This is a genomic window from Kitasatospora sp. NPDC059408 (assembly GCF_042751525.1).
Lineage (GTDB): Bacteria > Actinomycetota > Actinomycetes > Streptomycetales > Streptomycetaceae > Kitasatospora.
Genome location: NZ_JBHYWI010000012.1, coordinates 12841 through 35317, shown reverse-complemented (window position 1 = coordinate 35317; position 22477 = coordinate 12841). Strand labels below are relative to the sequence as shown.

Below are 22477 nucleotides of genomic sequence, written 5' to 3'. Positions count from 1 at the left end.
CGATGTGGGTGTTCAGTAGGGACGGGAGGTTCGCAGGGTGCGTGGTTCGGCGGCCGGACGTGCGGGCTCGACGGCGATGCGCGGCCCGGTGCAGCGGGCGAGGAGCAGTGCGAGGACGGCCGTCGCGGCCAGGACGGCGGCCGAGACCGTGAAGGCGGCCCGGTAGCCGGCCGTGAGGGCTTCCAGGTGCGGCGCGTGGGCGGAGGCGCGGCCGGTGACGGAGCCGGCGAGGGTGGCCAGGGCGGCGAGGCCGATCGCGCCGCCGACCTGGCGGGTGGTGTTCACCAACCCGCCGGCCAGGCCCGCGTCCTGCGGCGGGAGGCCGTCCAGGGCGAACGCGGTGAGCTGGACGAAGGCGACGCTCAGGCCGAGGCCGACCAGGACGCTCGGCGCGAGGACGTCGGCGAGGTAGCTCCCGTCGGCGCTGATCCGGGACAGCCAGAGCAGGCCCGCGGCTTCGGTGAGGAGGGCCGCGGTCACGGTCGCGGTGGCGCCGATCCGCCGGGAGATGCGCGGGGCGAGCGTGGAGCCGAGCATGTTGGCGGCGGCGAGCGGGAGTTGGCCCGCGCCGGTGGCCAGGGGGCCGGAGCCGAGGACCTGCTGCTGGTAGAGCGGCAGGAAGAAGAACAGGGCGATCCAGACGGACCCGAGCAGGGCCATCAGCAGGTTGCCCGCGGCGACGCGGCCGGTGGCGAACAGGCGCGGCGGGATCAGCGCGTTCGGGCGGCGCCGCTCGATCACGGCGAAGGCCGCGAACAGCACGGCGGCGGTGCCGAGGGCGGCCGGCACCGGGCCGTCCGTCCAGCCGGCGCCGCGGGCGGTGGTGAGACCCCAGACCAGGCAGGTCAGGGCGAGCGTGACGGTGGCGGTGCCCAGCAGGTCGAACGCCCCGGCCCCGCTGCCGGCCGTCCGGGGGACGAGGGCCGCGACGGCGACCAGGACGGCGACCGTCCCGAGCGCGACGGCGTGGAAGATCCACGGCCAGCCCCACGCCTGGGTGAGCGCACCGCCCACCAGCACGCCGCCCGCCCCGCCCGCGCCGGAGACCGCGCCCCACACCCCCAGCGCCCGGCCGCGCGCGGGGCCGGGCGGGTACAGGTCCATGGCCAGGGCGAGCGCGGCCGGGGCGATGGCGGCGGCGCCCAGGCCCTGGACCACGCGTGCCGCGATCAGCACGCCGGGGGAGGCGGCCAGTCCCGCCGCCAGGGAGGCGCCCGCGAACAGCGCGAGGCCGGCGGTCAGCACCCGGCGGCGGCCGAACAGATCGGCCGCCCGTCCGCCCGCCAGGAGGAGCGCGCCGAACGCCAGGCCGTAGGCGTTGACCACCCACGTGGTGCCGCCGTCCGACAGGCCGACCCCGGCGCGGATCTGCGGCAGCGCGACGTTCACGATCGAGGTCGCGACCATGACGGTGAACTGCGCGGCGGCGAGCACCGTGAGCACGGCCGCCGGCCGGGGGCCGGGCGTCGGCGGCCCCGGCGGAGTGCGGTGGAGGTTCATGCCGCACAGACTCGTGCGGGCCGCTGTCCACTATCCAGGCCCGGCAGGAGCGGCGACTGTCCACTCCTGTCCGGGCCTGTCCGGTCGGGTCGGCGGCCGGTTACCCGGCCAGTTCGCCGAAGCTCGCCTCCAGTGCGGCCTCCGCCGAGCTCAGGCGGCCGGCCACCGCGTCGAGCCACGACGCGTCGGCCCGCACCGCCTCCTGGGCCTCCGCGAGCATCCGCCGGAACTCGGCCGGCTGCGGGCCGCCGAGCCCCCGGTAGGACGCGACCATGTCCACCGGGTCCAGCGCGGCACGGAACTGCGCCTCGGTCAAAGGGAGTTCGCCGTCGACGCCGTCGAACTCCGCCGCGATCTCCCGGTAGAGCCGCCGCGCCTCGGCGAAGTCGAGCCGCTCCACCGTCAGCCCGCCGCCGCGCCCGTACGTGACGAGGGCGGAGGCGAACCGGTGGCCGACGTGGAACGGGACGTCGCAGTCGCGCTGCAGGACGTTCGCCAGCTCCGAGGTCGTCGAGTAGTCGGACCGCACCTCGGCGAGCGCGGCCTCCTCGTCCAGCCGCATGCCGCCCACGATGGCGTGCACCTCCCCGAGCAGGGCGAGCGTGCGGTCGAGGGTCCGCTGCGCCTCGGCCCGCTTGTAGTCGGTGAGGCCCGAGCACACGTTGTGCGCGGCGAGTGCCGTCGAGACGCCGTCGCCGATCACCTCGCTGGCCAGCAGCCGCGCCCGGTTGAGCGCGACGGGGTTGCGCTTCTGGGGCATCAGGGTGCTGGGGCTGAGGAGGTCGGTGTTGTCCAGGGTGATCCACGGCCGAGCGTGGTGGTACTGCGCGTGCACGTCCTGGACGAACGTCCCGAGGGACAGCGCCAGCGTCATGGCGTTCGCCGCCACCTCGAACCCGATGTCGATCGGCGAGAGCTGCGCCGCGTCGAAGGAGTTCTGCACGGGCTCGTCGAAGCCGAGCAGTTCGGCCAGCCGCACCCGGTTGACGGGGAAGCTCGACGTCGCGAGGGCCGCCGCCCCGAGCGGGCACCGGTTGACGCGCGGATAGGCCTCGGCCAGGCGCAGGGCCGAGCGCCGGAGAGTCGCCTCGTAGCCGAGGAGGAGGTGTCCGAAGGTGGTCGGCTGGGCCTGGACGCCGTTGGTGTACGCGGGCACGATCGCCGTCCCGTACCGCTCGGCGAGCGCGAGCAGTCCGGTGCGCAGCTCGCCGAGCGCGCGGTGGACGAGGACGAGGCGGTCGCGCAGGAGCAGCCGGTAGACGGTGGGCAGCATGTCCTGACGGCTGCGCCCGGAGTGGATGCGGGAGCTGTCGGGGCCCACCAGGTCCCGGACCAGTGGCTCGACCTGCAGGTAGTCGGTCGGCCGGTCGGCCCCGGGTGCCTCGGCGTCGGAGACGACCTTGGCGATCGCGGCCGCCGTCCGGGCGCCGACCTCGCGCGGTGCGATGCCCTCCTCGACGGTCATCACCGTCGAGGCCTTGTCCAGCCGGCAGAGCCAGAAGAACGTGTCCCGGCTGTTCAGGTCGGTCGTGTCGGTCATGAAACGGGTTCCTCGATTCGATGGGGTCGGCCGGCCCCGGCCGACCAGGCGGCGAGCGCCACCAGGACGCTGACGCCGACCACGGCGGCCAGCAGGCCGACGGTCGCGCCCCAGCCGGCGGCGGTGTAGAGCGGGGACGGTGCGACGGCGCCGATGCTGCCGCCCGCGTAGTAGGAGGTCAGGTACAGCCCGACGGCGCTGGACTTGGCGGCCCCGCCGGCCTCGGCGGCGTAGCCGATGGCGCAGGCCTGGCCGGAGAAGACCCCGGTGGACGACGCCGCCAGGCCGACGATCACGGCGGGGGTGGACGGGACGAGGGTGAGGCCGAGACCGGCCAGGGAGACGACGCTGACCAGGACGAAGGTCCTGAGCCTGCCGATGCGGCCGATCAGGCGGCCGGTGAGCGGCGTGACGACCACCGCGACCAGGAAGACGGCGAACACCGCGCCGATCTCGAAGCTGCTCAGCCCGAACGGCGGGGCTTCCAGGACCATCCCCGCGTAGGTGAAGGATCCGACCTGGAGGAACAGGATCGCCGCCCCGATGAAGCAGGTGCCGAGCAGCCGCGCGTTGCCGAAGTGCCGCCCGATGCCCTGCAGGCTGGCCAGCAGCGACTCCGAGCGCCGGAACCGCCGCTCCCTGGGCAGCCAGGCCGCCGTCACCGCCAGGGTGACGAGCAGCACGAGGGCCATCGCGACGAAGGACGACCGCCAGCCGAAGTGCGTGGCCGCCGCGCCCGAGAGGAAGCGCCCGCAGAACCCGCCGAACGCCGTGCCGGAGACGTACAGGGCGTTCGCCCCCTGCGCCGCCGCGCCGGTGCACTCCTCCGCGACGTACGAGACGGCGACCGCGAACACGAACGGGATGAACAGGCCCTGGGCGAAGCGGCACACCAGCATCGCGGTGAAGTCCCGGGCCAGCGCGCAGGCGAGGGTGGCGGCGAGCGACGCGCCGATCGCCGCCACCATCACCCGCTTGCGGCCCAGGAAGTCGGAGACCGATCCGGCGAAGGGGGCCATCACCGCGACGCCCAGCGTCGTCGCGGTGATGGTCCAGGCGGCCTGCCCGACGGGCACGTTCAGGTCCGGGGCGAGCTCGGGCAGCAGCGGCTGGGTGGAGTAGATGTTGAGCAGCGCGCACAGGCCGAGCAGGAAGACGGCCGTCCGGGCCTTCAGGGACAGGGGCCCGGCGGCGTCGGGATCAGCTGGCACTACGCGGACTCGGAGGCGGACCCGGCGCGGGCGAGCAGCCAGGTCAAGTGCCGCTGCACGGCGGGCCATTCGCCGTTGATGACGCTGTAGTAGCAGGTGTCCCGCAGGGTCCCGTCCGGCAGGACGAGGTGGTTGCGCCAGACGCCCTCCAGCTTCGCCCCGAGCCGCTCGATCGCGCGCCGGCTGGGCTGGTTGAAGAAGGCGGTCCGGAAGCCGACCGCGATGCAGTCCTGCTGCTCGAACGCGTGCCGGAGCAGCAGCAGCTTCGCCTCGGTGTTGAGCGAGGTGCGCTGCACGCTCCCGCGGTACCAGGTGTGCCCGATCTCCAGCCGGCGGTTGGCGGCGTCGACGTTCATGTAGGCGGTCATGCCCGCGATCCGGCCCTGGGCGTCGAGCACGGTGAAGGGCACCATCCGCCCCTCCTCGGCGAGCCCGAGGCGCCACTCGATCTCCTGCCGCATGCCGTCGGGGGAGGGCACGGCGGCGAACCAGGTGTCCCACACCTTGCCGTCCTCGACGGCGTCGACGAGCTCGGCCTCGTGGCCGGCTTCGAGCGGGACCAGCGTCACGTGGTCGCCCTTGACCGTGAACGGCGTTATCCAGGGGGCTCGTTGCTGGGTGGTGGTCATCGTCGTCTCCAAGGGTCTTGAGGAAGGGTCCCGGCCGTCAGGCCTGCTGCGGGGACCGCTGCGGCGCGAGCAGGTGGTCGACCATGGCCTGGACGGCCGCGGCGGCGTCCGCGGTGATCCGGGAGTCGACGCCGGGGGCCGGCAGCATGTTGGTGAAGTAGTGCGCGCCTTCGGTGATGTGGCCGAGCGCGCAGATGTTCGGCACGACCGAGCCCTCCGCGTCGATCAGCCGTCCGGCGGTGTCGACGTCGAAGCCGCCCGGCCGGAACCAGCCGTTCGCGAAGGGACGGGCATGGCCGGCGGACAGCAGCGACCGCGTCAGCGGCGAGGTGTCGTGCTCGGGCAGGAACGGGTCGACGCTCGCCCCGACGAGCACGTCGAAGCGGGTGGGCGGCGAGGACTGCCGGGGGCTGTCGAGGACGAACTCGGCGCTCTCCGGATCGAGTCGGGCCGTCGCCCCGGGGCCCGCGCCGAGGTGCAGGACCCCGGCGGCGAACAGGGCGCGCCACTCGCGCGACCTGGAGGCGGGCGGCCCGGCCGCCACGGCGTTCAGCATCGGGGCGTACACCTGGCAGAACCGCTGGTGCGAGGCCGGGGTCAGCCCCCGGTGCTCGACGGCCAGCCGGAGCTCGTCACGCAGGTCGCGCAGGGCGTCGGCGGCGGCCTTGACCGGGTTCTTCAGGTTCCCCTCGGCGGCGCGGCGCTCGTCCGTCGCGAGGAAGTCGACGAGGTCCGACTGGTACGCGCCGAGCGTTCTGGGCGGGCCCGGCTCGGGGCGGCGGAGCAGGGAGTCGACCTCCGGGAGGTCCGCCGGTCCTCCCACGGCTTCGGCGGCCGCTCGCAGTTCGGCCCGCAGCAGGGGGAGCAGGTGGCTCTCGAAGTCGAGCTGACCGTGGGTCCGGCGCAGGTTCCGCAGCTCGTCCGCCGTCAGGACCGAGGGCCGGTGCGCGTCCGCCGGGGTCTTCTGGTTGACGGCCCGGGGAGAGAAGACCCGGCCGCTGCGCGAGTAGACGTGGATCCGGGGTTCGTCGCCGCTCGGACGGTAGACGGGCTCCCCGTCCGCCCCCGTGACGAACCGTCCGCCGCGGCCGACGGTCAGACTGGCGACCGCGTCGATCGCCGACAGCCCCATGCCGCGCACCGCGACGCGCGCGCCGGCTTCGATGGTGTCGAGTTTCTGCAGCGGGTAGCAGTTGCGGACGTACCGCAGCCGGGGGTTGGCCCGGTGGTGGTCGGCGACGAACTGCTGGACCGCCTGGTCCTCCTCCGTCGGGTGGTTCGTCCCGTGGCCGGTGGTGAGGAAGACGAAGTCCGCGGCGACGATCGCGCCGTCCGACAGGTTGAGGACCCAGGACCGGTCCCGCAGGGCCCGCAGCGTGTGCGCGGTCGCCCGGTGCTCGTGGACTCTGATCGTGTCGGGCGCTTGTCGGCGCAGGAGCCGGTAGGAGTGGGCCAGGTAGCGGCCGAGGACGCCGCGCGGCAGGTAGGTGTTCTCGGGGACGCCGGCCCATTCGGCCAGGCCGGGGCCGGAGGCCGGCTGCCCGGGAGCGCTGGAGTCACCGGTGCGGAACACCGTGACCTGGCCGGCGATGGTGTTCATGAGCAGGTGGTTCGGCTGGCTCGGGTAATGAGTCCCTGAACCCGGGTGATTCGGGTCGATCAGATGGATCGACAGGCTTTCCCAGGGGATCTGTGGTATTCCGCAGATCCGCTCCAGAATGCTGAGTCCGCGCGGGCCGCCGCCCACGATGGCAATGGAGACGTGCTTTGAAGTCACAGTAACCCCAGGGTTAAGAATCGGTCATTGCGCGGGGACTGTTGAGGTCTGACCTGGCAGTCGGCGTGGCGGGAGAGGGAATGAAGCGTCATGGCGACGAACTCCAGGTGATTTTCGGTGACTTCCGTGCAGCGGTGCGGGCACGGGCGGGCCGGCCTCGAATGGCCGTCGGACGGGCGGAGCGCGTCCCCTCAATGCTCAACGGGTCGCGCACGAAGTCCGGTTCAACGGAATTTATTCAACCGGAGCGCCGTCCTGACGGCAAGTGAGGAAAATGTGCCCTTGGGGCCGATGATTTGTGAACGTACGACCGGCGTCGTCGAAGCGCGGCCGCAACGGCTGCGGGAACGCGCAGGCCCCGGCTGTCCGACAGCCGGGGCCTGCACGGGGTGGTTCGACGGCCGCAGCGGCGTGATCAGCCGCCGGTGCGGGGCGCGAAGACGCCGAAGGCGGCGCCCTGCGGGTCGCGGATCACCGCGATCCTCGGGCCGTTCTCCATCTCCACGTCGACGGGCCCGTGCAGGACCTCGGCCCCGAGGCGGCCCGCCGTCGCCGCGGACGCGTCCACGTCGGCGACGAGGAAGTGCGGGATCCAGTGGGACGGGATCTCGGGCGGGAACTGGTCGCCCATCTCCATCACCCCGCCGAACATCTCGCCGGCCAGTCCGACCATCGGGTAGACGTCGTTCGGCCAGACCTGCCAGTCGAAGGCGGACTTGTAGAAGTCCACGGCGGCGTTGCGGTCCCTGGTGGACAGGTCCGCCCAGCCGAAGGCGTTCGGCTCGTTCACCACGCCGAAGCCCTGGAAGGCCCGGGCCCGCCAGACCGCGAACGGGGCGCCGGTCGGGTCGCTGAGCAGCGCCCAACGGCCGAGGTCGCCGATCTCCATCGGGCCCATCCACACCTGCGCGCCCGCGGCCTTGGCGGTCTCGCAGGTGGCGTCGGTGTCGGTGGTGGCGAACGACAGCAGCCACATCACCGGCTGCTGGGGGTTCATCAGCGGGGCGGCGCCCGCGGCGGGGGAGCCGCCGAGGGAGAAGGTCGTGTAGCCGCCGTACTGGGGGTCCGGGTCGGTCTCGGCGGTCCAGCCGAACAGTTCCCCGTAGAACCGCTTGGCGCCGTCCATGTCCTTGACGCTCAGCTGTGCCCAGCAGGGGGAGCCGGGGATGATCTCGGTCACCTTCAACGCGGGAGCCTTTCGAGTCGGGGTCGGGGCAGACCGACCATATCGGGTCATTCCTCGGATAACGGGCAGCCGACCGCGAAGTCCCGGGATCATTCGGCCGGTGTCCGGGGCGTGTTCGGCCGGACCGCTCCGCAAGTGGTCCAGACCTATTGACGGGCTTTGCCGCCCCTCCTACGATCCGGACCGGCACAGCCCCACATGTCCCCCCACCTCACCCAGAGCCGGGCGTCACACCCCCACGCGTCGGTCATGCCCATGACGCTCGGCGGGAAGGGAGCACCGCATGTTCCATCGGAGGCCGCACGGCCCACGCCCGCAGCGCGCGGTCGTGGCACGCGCACCCCAGGTGAACCGCACGAGCCGCGCCGAGCACGGGCCGACCCTCCTGAGGCGGTCCCTCGCCGGGGTGAGCGCCGCCGCCGTCATCGGCGCCGGCCTCGCCGCGGTCGGCGCCGTCACCGCCGGGGCCGCCACCACCAACCTGGTGGCCAACCCCGGCTTCGAGAACGGCCTCTCCGGCTGGACCTGCACCGGCGGCTCCGGGACGACCGTCGGCAGCCCGGTCCACTCCGGCGCCGCCGCGCTCCAGGCCACGCCGACCGGCCAGGACACCGCCCAGTGCAGCCAGACCGTCAGCGTGCAGCCCAACTCCCAGTACACGCTGAGCGCCTACGTCCAGGGCAGCTACGTCTACCTGGGCGCCACCGGCACCGGCGGCAGCGACCCGTCCACCTGGACGCCGGGCAACGCGTCCTACGGCCAGCTCAGCGTCGGCTTCACCACCGGGCCCGGCACCACCTCGGTGACGGTCTACCTGCACGGCTGGTACGGGCAGCCCGCGTACTACGCGGACGACGTGTCGCTCACCGGCCCCGGCGGCAGCAGCCCGTCGCCCACCGCCACGACGCCGACCAGCGCGCCGCCCACGTCCGCGCCGCCCACGTCCGCGCCGCCCACGAGCGCGCCGCCGACCACCCCGCCGCCCACGAGCGCGCCGCCCACGAGCGCGCCGCCGACCACCCCGCCGCCCACGAGCGCGCCGCCCACGAGCGCCCCGCCCACCACCCCGCCGCCCGGCGACACCTGCCCGACGAAGCCCAAGCCGTCCGGCAAGGTCCTCCAGGGCTACTGGGAGAACTGGGACGGCGCCGCGAACGGCGTCCACCCCGGCATGGGCTGGGTGCCCATCACCGACAGCCGGATCGCCGCCCACGGCTACAACGTCATCAACGCCGCCTTCCCGGTGATCCTCTCGGACGGCACCGTCCAGTGGCAGGACGGCATGGACACCAACGTCAAGGTCGCGACCCCCGCCGAGATGTGCCAGGCCAAGGCGGCCGGGGCGACGATCCTGATGTCCATCGGCGGTGCGGCCGCGGGCATCGACCTGAGCTCCGGCACCGTCGCCGACCGCTTCGTGGCGACCGTCGTCCCGATCCTCAAGAAGTACAACTTCGACGGGATCGACATCGACATCGAGACCGGCCTGTCCGGTGGCGGCGACATCAACACGCTCTCCGCCTCCCAGGCCAACCTGGAGCGCATCATCGACGGCGTGCTCGCCCAGATGCCCGCCGGCTTCGGCCTGACGATGGCCCCCGAGACCGCGTACGTCACCGGCGGCAGCGTCACCTACGGCTCGATCTGGGGCGCCTACTTGCCGATCGTCAAGAAGTACGCCGACAACGGCCGGTTGTGGTGGCTCAACATGCAGTACTACAACGGCAGCATGTACGGCTGCTCCGGCGACTCCTACCAGGCCGGCACCGTCCAGGGCTTCACCGCCCAGACGACCTGCCTGAACAACGGCCTGACCATCCAGGGCACCACGGTCAAGGTCCCCTACGACAAGCAGGTCCCCGGCCTCCCCGCCCAGCCGGGTGCGGGCGGCGGCTACATGGACCCGGGCCTCGTCGGCCAGTCCTGGAACGCCTTCGGCGGCTCCCTGAAGGGCCTCATGACGTGGTCCCTCAACTGGGACGGCTCGAAGGGCTGGACCTTCGGCGACAACGTCAAGTCCCTCCAGGGCCGTTGACTCTCCACTGACCCCCGCGCCCCGGGCCACCACGGCCCGGGGCGCGGGCGTCGTCGGTGGCACCCGGGCCGGCGCTGTGGCCCGGTTAGGCTGATGGGCGCCCGTTTCCTCCCGTTGTCCCGCCTTCCGCCCGCCCGCGACGATCACCGAGGCCGCCGTCATGCCCGCCACCCCGAACGACTCTCCCGCCGGCCCGGTGCCGGCCGCCTCCCGCCGCCGGGACGCCGCCCGCAACCGCGAGATCCTGGCCGCCGCCGCCCGCAAGCTGTTCGCCCGGGAGGGCCTGAACGTGCCGCTGGACCGCATCGCCAAGGCCGCGGGCGTCGGCAACGCCACCCTCTACCGGCACTTCCCCACGCGCGAGGCCCTGATCGAGGAGATCTTCGCCGACACGCGCACCGTGTTCGACCGGGCCGCCGCCGACGCCCTCGCGGAGCCGGACGGCTGGCGGGCGCTGCACGGCTACTTCGAGCGGATCTTCACCCTGGTCGCCGGCGACCGCGGCCTCAACGACCTGGTCACCGCGACCGCCCGCGACTCCCGCTTCCTCGCCGAGCTCTCCGAGAGCAACGCCGCGACGGTCGCCACCCTGGTCGCCCGCGCCCAGGAGCAGCACACGGTGCGCACCGACGTGACCACCATGGACCTGCTGATCCTCATGGGCCCGCTGGTGCGCGCCATGCCCGCCCTGACTGAGCAGCACCCGGACGGCTGGCGCCGGCCGCTCGCCCTCCTGCTCGACGCCTTCCGTCCGGCCGGCGCGACGCACGCGCTGCCCGGTGCGCCGGTCGGCTCGGAGCACCTGGAGGACACCTTCTACCGCCTCTGGGAGGCGTGAGGGGCGCCACTCCGTCCGCAGGCGGGGTGGCCGACCGTTGTGATCATGCCCACCCCGCCTGGAACCGGGGATCACTCCCCGGTTATCGTGGCCTCGGCTTGATGCGGGGAGCTATCCCCGTTTCACTTTCGACCGAGGTGCGTGGACATGACGCGGAATCAGAGCCCGGGGCGTGGGCAGCGGGCGGCCGACTGGGCGGACGGCCGGCTGGGGATCTACACCCTGGCCAGGGCCAACCTGCGCAAGATCTTCCCGGACCACTGGTCCTTCATGCTGGGCGAGATCTGCCTCTACTCGTTCGTCATCATCATCCTGACGGGCGTGTACCTGACGCTGTTCTTCAAGCCGTCGATGGCCGAGGTCGTCTACAACGGCTCGTACGTGCCCCTCAAGGGCATCGGCATGTCCGAGGCGTACGCGTCGACCGTGAACATCAGCTTCGAGGTCCGCGGCGGTCTGCTGATCCGTCAGATCCACCACTGGGCGGCCCTGGTGTTCGTGGCGGCCATGTTCGTGCACATGATGCGGGTGTTCTTCACCGGCGCGTTCCGCAAGCCGCGTGAGATCAACTGGGTCTTCGGCTTCCTGCTGCTCTTCCTCGGCATGCTGGACGGCTTCTTCGGCTACTCGCTCCCGGACGACCTGCTGTCGGGCACCGGCATCCGCTTCATCGAGGGCGTGCTGCTGGCCGTGCCGGTGGTGGGCACGTACATCCAGATGTTCCTGTTCGGCGGGGAGTTCCCCGGCCACGACATCGTGCCGCGGTTCTTCACGATCCACGTGCTGCTGATCCCGGGCATCATGCTCGGCCTGCTGGTGGCGCACCTGATCCTGGTCTTCTACCACAAGCACACCCAGTGGGCGGGCCCCGGCAGGACCGAGAAGAACGTCGTCGGCATGCCGCTGATGCCGGTCTACATGGCCAAGGCCGGTGGCTTCTTCTTCCTGGTGTTCGGCATCATCGCGCTGATGTCGGCGGTCGCCACGATCAACCCGATCTGGTCGTACGGCCCCTACCGGCCCGACCAGGTGTCCACCGACGCCCAGCCGGACTGGTACATGGGCTTCGCCGAGGGCCTGATCCGCGTCATGCCCGGCTGGGAGGTCGGGCTCTGGGGGCACACCCTCAACCTCGGAGTGCTCGTCCCGTTCACGCTCTTCCCGCTGGTCCTGGGCGCGATCGCGGTCTACCCGTTCGTCGAGGGGTGGGTGACGAACGACCGGCGGGAGCACCACCTGCTGGACCGGCCGCGCAACGCGCCCGTCCGCACCGCGCTCGGCGCCGCCTGGATCAGCGTCTACCTGGTGATGCTCGCGGGCGGCGGCAACGACCTGATCGCGACCCACCTGCACCTGTCCCTGAACGCGATCACCTACGCGGTGCGCATCGGCTTCTTCGTCCTCCCGGTGGCGGTGTTCATCATCACCAAGCGCTGGTGCCTCGGCCTCCAGCGACGGGACCGGGAGAAGGTGCTGCACGGCCGCGAGACCGGCGTCATCAAGCGCCTGCCGCACGGCGAGTTCGTCGAGGTGCACGCCGGGCTCACGCCCACGGAACTGCACCGGCTCACCGCGCATGAGCAGAACCGGCCGGTCGGGCTGCCGGTCCGGACGGACGAGAACGGCGTGGCCCGCAAGGCCGGCATCCTCGCCCGCACCCGGGCCAAGCTGTCCCGCGGCTTCTACGGCGAGGGCAGCCAGATCCCCAAGCCCACCGCCGAGGAGCACCACGAGATCACCAGCAGCCACGGCCACAGCCACTGACCCGGCCCCGGCCCGTCGCGCTAGAGGCCCGCGGGAGGACATCGTGCACGACCGTACCGAGCAGCTCTCCGACAGCAGGTATCTCCTGCTCACCACGTTCGGCGACGACGGCAGCCGCCTGGAGTCGCAGATCTGGGTGGTCGCCGACGGCCCGGCCCTCGGGGTCTGGACGCCGGCCCACTCGGGCGCGGCCGAGCGGATCCGGCGCCACCCCAGGGTGCTGGTCGGCCCCTGCGACGCCCACGGGCGCCCGACCGGCCGCCGGATCCCCGCCCGCGCGCGGGTCTGTGACGCGGACTCCACCGCGCGCTACCGCACCTCGCTGATCAACAAGTACGGCCTGACGGCCTTGCTCGTGCTGGCCCGCAGCCGCTTCCGGGTCGGACTCGCGGGGACGGTCGGCATCCGGATCACGATCGACGAGCTGGAGCGGCGGCTGGTCGGGCCGGAGTGGCAGCTGCCGACGACGTACTGTCCGAACTGAGGCATCGCCTCAGACAGGGTGCGGGACGTCGTGCAGGTGCACCTCGCTCAACCGGCCGTCGCCCACGAGAGCGGTCAGGTACGTGGTCGTGGGCTGCCGCCGCCGGTCCGTCGGGGAGCCGGGGTTGAGCAGCCGCAGGCCGCCCGGGGCGGAGCTGTCCCACGGGATGTGGCTGTGCCCGAAGACCAGCACGTCGGCGTCCGGGAAACGGGCCTCGCACCGCTCCTCGCGGCCCTTGGCGGGCCCGGTCTCGTGGACGACGGCGAAGCGCACGCCCTGCAGCTCGATCCGGGCGACCTCGGGCAGCCGCGCGCGCAGCGCGGCCCCGTCGTTGTTGCCGTGCACGGCGACCAACCGGGCGGAGCGGGCCTCGAAGAGGTCGAGCGTGTCCGTGTCCACCCAGTCGCCGGCGTGGAAGACGACGTCCGCGTCCGCCATGGCGTCGAGGAGCACCGGCGGCAGCCGGCGGGCACGCGTGGGCAGGTGGGTGTCCGAGGTCATCAGGAGTCGCAGCACGGCCTCCAGCATGGCGCACGGATCCCCGGACGCCGCCGAAGCGGGCGGTACGCATTGTGACGGGTCATGGCGCCGGCCCGCCCGGAGCGGCACTCGCCGCCTCCGAGAGTGCCGATTTCGTGACCGTGCCACGCGTCACACGGTCCGATGTCCGGCCGCGCGCCTAGCATGCAGGTCGGCCAACTCCCGCCGGTGCGGGGGAGGGTGTGCGTGACGGGCGAGCGGAAGGCGTGGTTGTGACGGATGACAGCGCGTGTGACCCGGCGACCGGGGAGGTCATGGCGGAGGGGCTGCTGGCCGACCTGCCGCGGCTGAAGGCGGAGATAACCGCGCGGCTGCTGGCCGAGCAACCGGTGTACGGGCGGCTGCCCGCCGAGCAGTTGGAGCACGACGTCAGCCGGGTCACCGAGCAGAGCATCCGCGGCATCGCCCAGTCGCTGCGCACGGGCCGGCCGCTGGAGCCGAAGTGGCGGGCCTACCAGCGCGCCTCGGCCGCCCGCCGGGCGGAGGAGGGCGTGCCGATCGAGGCCGTGGTCGACGCCTACTACCTGGGCGCGCAGGTGTGCGTCGACTTCCTGGCCCGCTACCTGCCGCCCGCCGAGGTGGGCATCGCCTACCGGACGCTGCTCACCGGCCTGCGGGTCACCGTCTCCGAGGTCACCGCCGGGTACCTGGAGGAGCGCCAGGCGCAGGCCGGCGAGAGCGACGCGGCCCGGCACACGATGCTGTCGGCGCTGCTCACCGGCACCGACATCCACACCGCGGCCCGCCACAGCGGCACCGCCCTGCCGCCCGCCTACCTGGTGCTCGCGCTGGCGATCGGCACACACCGCGACGAGCTGCGCGAGGACGTCGACACCGCCGTCGCCGCCCGTCGGAAGATCCGGCGGATCCGCGCCGAACTCGACCGGCGCACCGGCCGACCCGTCCTCGCCCAGCTGACCGCCACCGAGGGCGTCGCCCTGCTGCCCCGCACCGAGCCGGAGGCCGACCACCGCCCCTGGCTGGCCGCCGCGATGGAGGACCTCGGCCGCGCCGCGCGGGCGCCGCTCACCGCCGGGGCCGCGATCTGCACACCCGACCGGGTGCCGGACGCCGTCCGCCTGGCGACCGAGGTGCGCGACACCGCCGTCGTCTTCCAGCGCCCGCCCGGCGCCTACCTGCTGGACGACCTGCTCATCGAGCACCAGCTCACCCGCCCGGGCGCGGCCCGCGACCACCTCGCCGAGCTGCTCGTCCCGATCGCCGACAAGCCCGACCTGCTGCCGACCCTGCGGCTCTACCTCCAGAGCAACCTCAACCGCCGCGAGGTCGCCGCGCAGCAGCACGTCCACCCGAACACGGTCGACTACCGCATCCGCCGCATCGCCGCCCTGACCGGCCTGAACCCCGCCGAGCACGGCGACCGCATCAAGCTCAGCGCCGCGCTCGCCGCCCTGGACACCCGGCGGCTGGAGCACGCCGCCCTGTGATCCGCCTTGCGACCTGCTCGGTGATCCGCCTTGTGATCCGTGACAACTCCCGACCCGGAACTCTGTGTTCGGCACAGGAGTCACCCCGCCGGTGCGCCCCCATCATGGAGGACTACGCGCAGCCCGTCTGCAGAGAAACCCGCCCGCAGCCGACCAGCAGAGAAGCCCGCCCGCCCACACACCGACGCAAGGACGCAAGGACCACCCTCATGCCCTCGTCGCCCTCACTCTTCGGCCACCGGTCGGCCGGCACCCCGCCGCCCGGCGCGCGTCCGGCCGTCAGCCCCCGGGAACTGGCCGTCCTGCGCCGCCGCACCCTGCGGATCACCCGCGGCTTCGCGGCGCTCAACGGCGTGCCCCTCGCGCTCACGGTGGTGCTCGCGTGCACCGCCGGCGGGTTGCTGGGGACGAAGGTGCTCGGGCAGTTCACCGTGGGCATGCTGCTCGGCGTCGTGCAGGGCACCCTGCTGCTGTGGACGGCCGCCCGCTTCGACCGCCGCGCGGCCGCGCGGTGCGACGCGGAGGCCGAGCGCCTGCGCGCGGGCCACCGGACGGAGGCCCGATGAACCCCGCCACCCCGGGCGCCGGTACCCAGACGATGGTGCTCATCGCCTTCCTGGTCTTCGTCGGCGTGACGCTGCTGCTGTGCGTGCTGGTCGGCCCGGAGGGCGACGAGACGGCCGACTTCTACACCGCCAACCGCACGCTGACACCGTTCCAGAACGGCCTCGCCCTCTCCGGCGACTACATCTCGGCCGCCACCCTGCTCGGCACCACCGGGATCGTCGCGGTGAACGGCTACGACGGGATCACCCTCGCCCTCAGCACCGCCCTCTCGCTGGGCGTCCTGCTCCTGCTCGCCCAGCCGCTGCGCAACGCCGGCCGCTACACCCTCGGCGACGTCCTCGCCCTGCGCGCGGACGGCGCCGCGCCGAGGATCGCCGCGGCCGTGGTGACGCTCGCCGTCTCGCTGCCGTTCCTGGTCGTGCAGCTCTCCAGCGCGGGCACGGCCACCGCGCTCATGCTCGGGCTCACCCACAGCGGCGTGCAGCAGTTCTGCACCGTGCTGGTCGGCATGCTGATGGTCTGCTACACGGTGCTCGGCGGCATGAAGGGCACCAGCCTGGTCCAGATCGTCAAGGTCGTGCTGACCCTCGGCACCGTCCTCGTGGTCGTGCTGTCGGTGCTCGCGCGCTTCCACTGGGACGTCGACGCGCTGCTCGCCGCCGCCGCGAAGGGGAGCGGACGGGCGGACGCCTACCTGCGTCCGGGCCTGCGGTTCGGCGACTCCGCCGAGGGCTGGCTGAACTTCGTCGGCCTGCACCTCACCGTGGTCCTCGGCGCGTCCTGCATGCCCCACATGATCATGCGGGTGAACGCCTCGCCGACCGGGGCCGCCGCCCGGCGCTCGACCCGGCACGCGGTGGGCATGGTCGGCGCGTTCTGCCTGGCCGTCGTGGTGCTCGGGCTGGGCGCCGTCGCGCTGCTCGGCGGCCGGCTCATCTCGGCGGTCGACCCGAACGGGCAGGCCGCCCTGCTGCTGCTCGCGGGCAACCTGCAGGGCGGCACGGGCACGACGGCGGGCGGCGCGCTGTTCACCGCCGTCGCGTGCGCGGTGTTCGTCACCGTGCTGGCGGTGGTCGCGGGCATCACGCTCGCGGCGGCGGCCGCGCTCGCCCACGACGTGGCCGCCTGCGCGGTGCGCCGGGGCCGGATGACGCAGGTCGCGGAGGTGCGCGCGGTGCGGTGGTCGGTGGGGGCCGTCGGCGCGGTCGGGATCGCCCTCGCGGTCGCCGCGCAGGGCTACAACCTCCAGTTCCTGTCCTCCCTGGCGGTGACGGTCGCCGCGTCGGCCGTCCTGCCCGCCCTCGTCTACAGCCTGTTCTGGAGCCGCTACAACCGCACCGGACTGCTGTGGACGGTGTACGGCGGACTGCTCACCTCCGTGGGGCTGCAACTGTTCTCGCCGACGGTCTCCGGCGCGCCGGACGCGCTGTTCCCGAACGTCGACTTCCACTGGTTCCCGTTGCAGATGCCCGGGGTGGTCTCGGTGCCGGCCGCCTTCCTGCTCGGCTGGGCGGCCACCGTCCGGAGCCGGCGCGGGGACGGCGAGCCCGAGTTCCACGAGGTGCAGACGCGGACGCTGCTCGGCGCGGACGCCGAGTGACGCCCGCGGGCACGCGTCACTTCACCGACCCCGCCATCGCCCCCTGGACGAAAAACCGCTGGAAGCAGAGGAACACCACCACGGGCACCAGCAGCGACAGGAAGGCGCCCGGCGCGAGGATGTCCATGTTGCTGCCGAACTGCCGCATCTGGGACTGCAGGTAGACGGTGAGCGGCTGCGCGTCGTTGCCCGCGAAGATGAGCGCGACGAGCATGTCGTTCCACACCCAGAGGAACTGGAAGATGCACAGCGAGGCGACGGCCGGCGCGGCGAGCGGCAGCGCGAGGGTGCGGAAGATCCGCCATTCGCCGCAGCCGTCGATCCGGGCCGCTTCGAGGAGTTCGGCCGGGATGTCGAGGAAGTGGTTGCGCATCAGGAAGACGGCGAACGGCAGCCCGTAGCCGACGTGGAACAGCACGACGCCGGGGATGGTGCCGAACAGCCCGACGGCGCCCTCCAGTTTCGCGACCGGGATGAGCCCGACCTGCACGGGGACGACCAGCAGCCCGACGACGCCGACGAAGACCGCGTCCCGCCCGGGGAAGCGCATCCACGCGAAGGCGTACCCGGCGCCGGCGGCGAGGGCGACGGTGAGCAGGGTGGCCGGGACGCTGATCAGCACGGTGTTCCACAGGGCCTTGGGCACGTCGCCCCCGCCGAGCAACGCCGAGTAGTTCTGCAGCGTGAGTTCGGCGGGCTTGGTGAGGGCCGTCCACCAACCGCCGTTGGCGGCGGCCTGCTTGGGCCGCAGGGAGGATACGAGCAGGCCGACGGTGGGCACCAGCCAGGCCACGGCGGCGACGATCAGCACGGCCTGGACGAGTCCGCTGCGCGTGAGGGCGGCGAGCCGGCCGGCGAGTGGCACGGAGGGCCGCCCGCCGGGGCCGGGAGAGGTGGTGGTCATGTGTGACTCCCGCGGAAGCGGCGGACGTTGAGGAGCATCACGGGGACGACGAGCAGGAGCAGCAGGACGCTGAGCGCGCTGCCGAGGCCCTGGTCGTTGCCGCCGCCGAAGGAGACCAGGTAGAGCCGGAGCGCGAGCACGTCGGCGTCCTGCTGCACCGGTCCGGGCGCGATGATGTAGACGAGGTCGAAGATCTTCATCACGTTGATGACCATCGTGACGAACACGACGCCGAGCACCGGGGCGAGTTGGGGCACGGTGACGCGGCGGAAGATCTGCCATTCGCCGGCGCCGTCGATCCGGGCCGCCTCGATGGTCTCGCGGGGCAGGTTGGCGAGGCCCCCGGCGATGATCACCATGGCGAAGCCGGCCCAGATCCAGGTGTAGGCGCCGATGATGGCGGGGGTGACGAGGGCGGGTCCGAGCCAGTCGACGCCGCGGTAGGGGGCGGCGAAGTCGGCGGCGGGCAGCACCACCGTGAGGGTGGCGGAGGGGGCCGCGGCGAACTGGAAGGTGCCGTCGGCGGCCGTGGTCGTGGTGGCGATCGTCCGTCCGCCGTCACGGAGCTGGACCTTGAGGCCGGGCAGGCCCTTCTTCCCGGGGTCCAGCCGGCCGGGACGGCCGCCACCGCCCGGGACGAAGTCGAGGAACGCGGTGCCGCTGACGCCGTCGCCGCCGGTCGGCTGCCGGGCCGCCTGGGCGGCGGCCGGGACGGCGCCGGGCTGCACGCCGACCAGTGGCAGCAGGACGGCGCGGGTGGCGGCCGGTGCGGTGACGTCGCCGCCCTGGGCCTGGTCGAGGCCGGTGCCGGGGCGCGGCCGGGCGCCCGGGTAGGAGGGCTGGTCCGTGAAGGTGTCGTGGACGGCGACGGCGGCGGCGTTGAGGACGCCGCGGTGCGGGTCGGCGTCGTAGACGGTGCGGAAGATGATCCCGGCGGCGAGGAAGGAGATCGCCATCGGCATGAAGACGAGCAGCTTGAAGGCGGTGGCCCAGCGGACCTTCTCGGTCAGCACGGCGAACACCAGGCCGATCGCGGTGACCAGGGCCGGCGCGACGGCGACCCAGATCGCGTTGTTGCGCACGGCGGTGAGGGTCGCGTGGTCGCTGAAGGCGGCGCCGTAGTTGTCGAGCCCGACGAAGCGGTGGCCGGAGGCGTCGAAGAGGCTGCGGGCCACCGAGTAGCCGATGGGGTAGACGACGAGGGCGCCGAGCAGCAGCAGCGCGGGGAGGACGAACAGCAGGGCGAGGCCCCGGTGGCGCCGCAGGGCGCCACCGGATGCCCGGTCCCCGCGGGTGGGACGCAGAGACATGTGGATCAGCCCTTGTACGCCTTGGCGGCGTCCGCTTCGAGCTTGGCGGCGGCGCCCTGGACGTCGGAGGGGTCGGCGAGGAAGTCCTGGAGGTCCTTCCACTCGCCCTGGCCGGCCGTGCCGCCGAACGCGGCGGGGGCCTGGTCGGACATGTCGAAGCGGAAGGCGTCCCCGGCGTCGATCACGGACTTGGCGAACTGGCGGGTGGTGTCGTCGGGGTAGACGGCCGGGTCGACCGCCTTGTTGGGCGAGATGAACCCGCCGGCCTTGGCCCAGACGGCGGCGGCCTCCGGGCCGGCCAGGAACTCGACGAACTTCTGCGCGGCCTCGGCGTGCTTGGCGCCCTTGAGGACGACGGCCGCGTCGCCCGCGCCCATCACCGGCGCCTTGCCGCCGTCGACGGCGGGGAAGGGGAACACCTTCGCGTCGGTGCCGACCTGCTTCTTGAGCTCGGAGGCGATGACCCCGCCGACGAAGTCGCCCTCGTAGGTCATGGCGGCCTTGGGCTGCGGCCCGAAGACCTGCTGGACGGAGGTGGGGAAGTCGGTCTGCAGCGCGCCCTGGCCGCCGCCCGCGACGAGCTGCCGGTCGCCGAAGACCTTGCCGAGCGTGGTGAGGGCCTTGACGACGGACGGGTCGGTCCACGGGATCTCGTGCCGGGCGAGCTTGTCGTAGAGCTCGGGCCCGGCCTGGGAGAGGTAGACGTTCTCGAACCAGTCGGTGAGCGGCCAGCCGGCCTGGCCGGCGACGGAGAAGGCCGGGGTGCCGGAGTCGGAGAGGGTGCGGCCGGCCTTGAGCAGGTCGTCGAAGGTGGCCGGGGGCTGGACGCCGGCGTTCTGGAAGGCGGTGGGGCTGTACCAGACGGTCGACTTGTCGGCGGCCTTGAAGTAGAGGCCGTACTGGGTGCCGTTGACGGTGCCGAGCGTGGACCAGATGCTCGCGTAGTTCTTCTTCGCGGCCTCGGTGACGGCGGGCGGGAGCGGCGCGAGCCAGCCCTTGTCGGCGAACTGCTTGACGACGCCGGGCTGGGCGACCATGACGACGTCCATCGGGTCGCCGCCCTCGATCTTGCTGCCGACGACGGTGGAGAGGTTGTCGCCGGTGGACGTGTAGCTGACGCTGGCGCCGGTCTTCGCGGTGAAGGCGTCCAGGACCTTCTTGAAGTTCTCCTGCTCGGTGCCGCTCCAGACGGCGGCGACGGTCAGGCTCTGGCCCTTGAGCTCCTGGGTGGCGGAGCCGGACCCGGAGCCGCCGCCGCTGCCGCAGGCGGTCGTGGTGGCCGCGAGGACGACGGTGGTGGCCAGGGTGGGGAGGATGCTGCGGAGTCTCATCGTCGAGGCTTCCTTCGTGTGGGTGGGTGGTTGCACGAATCGACGTCAGATCGCTTGTACGGAAGTGGACTTGATCCACCAGGCGGCGGTAGCCGGCGGCAGGAGGCCGCTGGTGTACGGGTCACTGGCGCACGGGCCGCTGGCGAGCAGGGGAGGACCGGCGACCGGGGCCGGCGCGTAGGTGTCGCCGAAGTTGACGGCGCACACCAGGCCCTCGCCGCGGACGAACGCGAGGACCCCTTGCGGGGCCTCCAGCCACCGCAGCGTGCCTTCGCCGAGCTGGGGGAGTTCCCGGCGCAACTGCAGTGCGGTGCGGTACAGGTGGTAGACGGATCCGGCGTCGGCCCGCTGCCGTTCGGCGGTGTGGGCGGCGAACGCGGCCGGCTGCGGCAGCCAGGGCGCGGCCGGGGCGTCCGGCGGGCTGAACCCGAACGGCGCCTCGGTGCCCGACCACGGCAGCGGGATCCGGCAGCCGTCGCGGATGCCGGTGCGGCTGCCGGTCCGACGGAAGATCGGGTCGGTGACCAACTCGTCCGGCAGGTCGAGGACTTCGGGCAGTCCGAGCTCCTCGCCCTGGTAGATGTAGGCGGCGCCGGGCAGGGCGAGCATCAGCAGGGCGGCCGCCGCGGCCCGGGCGGGGCCCGAGGCGGGGTCCTGGCCGGCGAAGCGGGTCGTCGTGCGGACCTGGTCGTGGTTGTTGAGCACCCAGGTGACGGTCGAGCCGGTGGCGGTGATGTCCCGCACGGCGTCGTCGATCACCCGGTGGAAGTGCGCGAGGTCCCACGGCGCGTGCAGCAGGTGGAAGAAGAAGGCCTGGTGCAGTTCGTCGGGCCGCACGTACAGCGCCTGTTCGGCCGGGGTGGGCACGGAGGCCTCGCCGACGAGGAGGCGCTCGTGGCCGTCGCGGGCGGTGTACTCCTCGCAGACCGCCCGCCACCGGCGCCACACGCCGTGCACCTCGGGCTGGTTCCAGGCCAGTGGGTTGACCGAGTCGCGGGTGCGCTCGTCGACGTCCGGGTCGGGGGAGTCGGGCAGGTCGGGGTGCTTGTAGAGCCCGGCCGCGACGTCGATCCGGAAGCCGTCGACGCCGCGGTCCAGCCAGAACCGCAGGATCTCCTCGAAGTGGGCGCCGACGTCGGGGTCGCGCCAGTTGAAGTCCGGCTGTTCCGGGGTGAACAGGTGCAGGTACCACTGGCCGGGCCGCCCGTCGGGCTCGGTGACCCGGCTCCAGGCGGGGCCGCCGAACATGGCCCGCCAGTTGTTGGGCGGCAGTTCGCCGTCCTCGCCGCGGCCCTCGGCGAAGTGGAACCGGGCCCGCTCGGGGCTGCCGGGGCCGTTGGCCAGCGCCTTCCGGAACCACGGGTGCTCGCTGGAGCAGTGGTTGGGCACGACGTCCAGGACGAGCTTGAGGCCGAGCAGGCGGCAGTCCGCCACCAGGCGGTCGAACTCGGCAAGGTCCCCGTAGACCGGGTCGACGGCGCAGTGGTCGGCGATGTCGTAGCCGTGGTCGTGCTGGGGCGAGACGTAGAACGGGTTGAGCCAGACGCCGTCGGCGCCCAACTGCCGCACGTGGTGCAGGCGTTCACGGACGCCGGCGAGGTCGCCGACGCCGTCGCCGTCGGTGTCGCGGAAGCTGCGCACGTAGATCTGGTAGATCACCGCGTCGCGCCACCAGGGGCGGGAGGCGGGGGCGATGAGGGCGTGTGACCGGGCGCGCGGCAAGGCGGCCGCGTCGCCGTCGGGGAGGGTGTGGGGCATCTCGCTACTCCAACGGTTATGCATTCGCGTTAGGTATAGCAGGCAGAGACGTCCG

At 72.9% G+C, this 22477-nt stretch carries 17 protein-coding genes and 2 pseudogenes; 8 read left to right on the top strand and 11 right to left on the bottom strand.

What is annotated here, in order from left to right; translation table 11 throughout:
* Positions 1 to 12 precede the first annotated feature (12 nt).
* From ACFXDE_RS10815 to ACFXDE_RS10790, 6 genes are all read right to left on the bottom strand, one after another.
* Positions 13 to 1500, bottom strand: a complete 1488-nt coding sequence (locus tag ACFXDE_RS10815; protein WP_380492935.1) for an MFS transporter — start codon at positions 1498 to 1500, stop codon at positions 13 to 15.
* Positions 1501 to 1600: 100 nt separating this feature from the next.
* The gene (locus tag ACFXDE_RS10810) at positions 1601 to 3040 is read right to left on the bottom strand and encodes a lyase family protein (protein WP_380492933.1); all 1440 of its coding nucleotides are present in this window, start codon (positions 3038 to 3040) and stop codon (positions 1601 to 1603) included.
* A complete protein-coding gene (locus tag ACFXDE_RS10805; RefSeq protein ID WP_380492931.1) occupies positions 3037 to 4251 on the bottom strand; it encodes an MFS transporter in 1215 nt (404 codons plus the stop codon). Before ACFXDE_RS10805 ends, ACFXDE_RS10810 begins: the two co-directional genes overlap by 4 nt.
* Positions 4251 to 4880: a GNAT family N-acetyltransferase gene (locus ACFXDE_RS10800; protein WP_380492929.1), complete on the bottom strand. Its 630-nt coding sequence runs from the start codon at positions 4878 to 4880 to the stop codon at positions 4251 to 4253. Before ACFXDE_RS10800 ends, ACFXDE_RS10805 begins: the two co-directional genes overlap by 1 nt.
* Positions 4881 to 4917: 37 nt before the next feature.
* On the bottom strand, positions 4918 to 6627 hold the full coding sequence (locus ACFXDE_RS10795) for an FAD/NAD(P)-binding protein (RefSeq protein WP_380493105.1): 1710 nt from the start codon (positions 6625 to 6627) through the stop codon (positions 4918 to 4920).
* 445 nt (positions 6628 to 7072) lie between these two features.
* Positions 7073 to 7837 carry a VOC family protein gene (locus ACFXDE_RS10790; protein ID WP_380492927.1) on the bottom strand — a complete coding sequence of 255 codons (765 nt, stop codon included), beginning with the start codon at positions 7835 to 7837 and terminating at the stop codon, positions 7073 to 7075.
* Positions 7838 to 8126: 289 nt separating this feature from the next.
* Here ACFXDE_RS10790 and ACFXDE_RS10785 point away from each other — a divergent pair.
* From ACFXDE_RS10785 to ACFXDE_RS10765, 5 genes and pseudogenes are all read left to right on the top strand, one after another.
* A pseudogene (locus ACFXDE_RS10785) lies at positions 8127 to 8657 on the top strand (carbohydrate binding domain-containing protein); the annotation flags it as partial.
* 267 nt (positions 8658 to 8924) lie between these two features.
* Positions 8925 to 9878, top strand: a pseudogene (locus ACFXDE_RS10780) (chitinase); the annotation flags it as partial.
* 160 nt (positions 9879 to 10038) lie between these two features.
* Positions 10039 to 10716, top strand: coding sequence for a TetR/AcrR family transcriptional regulator (locus ACFXDE_RS10775; protein ID WP_380492925.1), 678 nt, complete (start codon positions 10039 to 10041; stop codon positions 10714 to 10716).
* Positions 10717 to 10863: 147 nt separating this feature from the next.
* Positions 10864 to 12480 carry a cytochrome bc complex cytochrome b subunit gene (locus tag ACFXDE_RS10770; RefSeq protein ID WP_380492923.1) on the top strand — a complete coding sequence of 539 codons (1617 nt, stop codon included), beginning with the start codon at positions 10864 to 10866 and terminating at the stop codon, positions 12478 to 12480.
* Positions 12481 to 12523: 43 nt separating this feature from the next.
* Positions 12524 to 12964, top strand: coding sequence for a PPOX class F420-dependent oxidoreductase (locus ACFXDE_RS10765; protein WP_380492921.1), 441 nt, complete (start codon positions 12524 to 12526; stop codon positions 12962 to 12964).
* A gap of 9 nt (positions 12965 to 12973) precedes the next feature.
* Here the strand turns inward: ACFXDE_RS10765 and ACFXDE_RS10760 are convergent, their stop codons facing one another.
* A complete protein-coding gene (locus ACFXDE_RS10760) occupies positions 12974 to 13477 on the bottom strand; it encodes a metallophosphoesterase family protein (protein ID WP_380493103.1) in 504 nt (167 codons plus the stop codon).
* Between the two features lie 239 nt (positions 13478 to 13716).
* On the opposite strand from ACFXDE_RS10760, the gene ACFXDE_RS10755 reads away from it, so the two are divergent.
* The 3 genes from ACFXDE_RS10755 to ACFXDE_RS10745 all read left to right on the top strand — a co-directional run bounded on the left by ACFXDE_RS10755 (position 13717) and on the right by ACFXDE_RS10745 (position 17119).
* Positions 13717 to 14952, top strand: a complete 1236-nt coding sequence (locus tag ACFXDE_RS10755; RefSeq protein ID WP_380492919.1) for a PucR family transcriptional regulator — start codon at positions 13717 to 13719, stop codon at positions 14950 to 14952.
* A 209-nt stretch (positions 14953 to 15161) separates the two neighbouring features.
* Positions 15162 to 15518 (top strand): DUF485 domain-containing protein, encoded by a 357-nt coding sequence (locus ACFXDE_RS10750; protein ID WP_380492917.1) that lies wholly within the window; start codon positions 15162 to 15164, stop codon positions 15516 to 15518.
* Positions 15515 to 17119: a cation acetate symporter gene (locus ACFXDE_RS10745; protein ID WP_380492915.1), complete on the top strand. Its 1605-nt coding sequence runs from the start codon at positions 15515 to 15517 to the stop codon at positions 17117 to 17119. The genes ACFXDE_RS10750 and ACFXDE_RS10745 overlap by 4 nt, the downstream gene beginning before the upstream one ends.
* Positions 17120 to 17135: 16 nt before the next feature.
* Here the strand turns inward: ACFXDE_RS10745 and ACFXDE_RS10740 are convergent, their stop codons facing one another.
* Genes ACFXDE_RS10740 through ACFXDE_RS10725 form a run of 4 tightly spaced genes read right to left on the bottom strand, consistent with a single transcriptional unit; the run spans position 17136 to position 22422 of the window.
* Positions 17136 to 18023, bottom strand: a complete 888-nt coding sequence (locus tag ACFXDE_RS10740; RefSeq protein WP_380492913.1) for a carbohydrate ABC transporter permease — start codon at positions 18021 to 18023, stop codon at positions 17136 to 17138.
* Positions 18020 to 19333 (bottom strand): carbohydrate ABC transporter permease, encoded by a 1314-nt coding sequence (locus ACFXDE_RS10735; protein ID WP_380492911.1) that lies wholly within the window; start codon positions 19331 to 19333, stop codon positions 18020 to 18022. Before ACFXDE_RS10735 ends, ACFXDE_RS10740 begins: the two co-directional genes overlap by 4 nt.
* Before the next feature lie 5 nt (positions 19334 to 19338).
* Positions 19339 to 20664, bottom strand: coding sequence for an ABC transporter substrate-binding protein (locus tag ACFXDE_RS10730; RefSeq protein ID WP_380492909.1), 1326 nt, complete (start codon positions 20662 to 20664; stop codon positions 19339 to 19341).
* A gap of 45 nt (positions 20665 to 20709) precedes the next feature.
* On the bottom strand, positions 20710 to 22422 hold the full coding sequence (locus ACFXDE_RS10725; RefSeq protein WP_380492907.1) for a glycoside hydrolase family 13 protein: 1713 nt from the start codon (positions 22420 to 22422) through the stop codon (positions 20710 to 20712).
* Between the last annotated feature and the right edge of the window lie 55 nt (positions 22423 to 22477).